The sequence below is a fragment of the Pseudoflavonifractor phocaeensis genome (genome assembly GCF_016901735.1).
Lineage (GTDB): Bacteria > Bacillota > Clostridia > Oscillospirales > Oscillospiraceae > Pseudoflavonifractor_A.
In genome coordinates this window covers 1-1,089 of sequence record NZ_JACLZC010000151.1, presented here as the reverse complement: position 1 = coordinate 1,089, position 1,089 = coordinate 1, and the positions used below count along the sequence as shown (strand labels likewise).

Genomic DNA, 1,089 nt, shown 5'->3' with positions numbered 1-1,089 from the left:
GAGGGTGGATTACACCAAAAAACATTACATCATGACTGGCGGCTCATTTGTGGCGAATGAAAAGACAGTTATGATAAAGGAGGGATGCCCTCAAACCTACCGTAACTGTCAACCACATTCTCACGAAAGGAGCCTTGTATGGAACTGACTTACACCAAATGCGGCGACTATCTCATTCCCAACCTTGTGTTAGCAGACACCAAAGAGTACCATATCGGGAAATATGGCCGGATGCGCCGTGCCTACTTAAAAGAACATCGGCCCATTCTGTATACCGATCTCATTGTCACTGAAAAGCTGCTTCCCCACTTGGAGGAAATCGACACCGCCTGCCGGGAGCGGCTGGAAATTATCGAAAAAGCCATGATGCAGCAAGAGGGCGTCACAGAAGCCCTGAAATCTGCCGACCAGATGGCATGGGTGCGCTCCATGAACTCCATCCACAACAGGGCCGAGGAAATCGTCCTGGCGGAGTTGGTCTACTGTTGAGGGAGGGAACGCAATGATTTTGGAAGCCATGTATAACGGGGAGTTTTATCCCTGTGAAACGGTAGTGCCCACGTCCCCGGAATACCGCAAGGCGATCCAAACCTGTGCGGCGTTGATGGAGCAGCTATCCCATCGGCTCAGTAAAGAGGACTATGCTCTGGTGGAGGAGCTTCGGGCGCAGAACGCTATCGCCCAGTGTGAGGAAAGTGAGAGCCATTTCAAGTATGGCTTTTCAGCGGGGCTGATCGTCCAGCAGGAAGCCCATGAACAGCTGCAAAACAAGAAATAGGCGATGGCCGAAAAAGCCCACGCAGCCGGAAAGAGAACCGGAGGCGTGGGCTTTCTGTGTATATGGTTATTCTGTCAGGGCATCCGAAGTTTCCGCAAGCAGCCGGTCAAAGTCGCTCTGATAGGTTCGATCCTGCAAAACTCGGAACTTTTCAAACTCTTTCTCAGCAAAGGCTTTGGCAATGGCGGCGGTCACCTTGCCTTTATCATGCAGAATATCTTCCTCGTTGAACTGTAAAAATGCGTCAAGCCGCTTGACCCAATCGGCCATATACATGACATTTCCACGGCGGGCCTGCCGTTCCGCATAGT

General features: G+C 51.5%; 3 protein-coding genes. 2 read left to right on the top strand and 1 reads right to left on the bottom strand.

Annotation, left to right across the window (positions count from 1 at the left end):
• Nucleotides 1-138 precede the first annotated feature (138 nt).
• A complete protein-coding gene (locus tag H7U37_RS14945; protein ID WP_204876947.1) occupies nucleotides 139-489 on the top strand; it encodes a TnpV protein in 351 nt (116 codons plus the stop codon).
• A 13-nt stretch (nucleotides 490-502) separates the two neighbouring features.
• Nucleotides 503-778: a DUF6809 family protein gene (locus H7U37_RS14940; RefSeq protein ID WP_117507445.1), complete on the top strand. Its 276-nt coding sequence runs from the start codon at nucleotides 503-505 to the stop codon at nucleotides 776-778.
• A 66-nt stretch (nucleotides 779-844) separates the two neighbouring features.
• Here the strand turns inward: H7U37_RS14940 and rhuM are convergent.
• Nucleotides 845-1,089 (bottom strand): RhuM family protein (gene rhuM / locus H7U37_RS14935; RefSeq protein WP_204876946.1); only part of this gene is annotated, 245 nt, incomplete at its 5' end.

Bases quoted from the DNA above. Each gene is read 5' to 3' on its own strand.
- H7U37_RS14940 (WP_117507445.1), top strand. From the start codon at position 503: ATGATTTTGGAAGCCATGTATAACGGGGAGTTTTATCCCTGTGAAACG.
- H7U37_RS14945 (WP_204876947.1), top strand. From the start codon at position 139: ATGGAACTGACTTACACCAAATGCGGCGACTATCTCATTCCCAACCTT.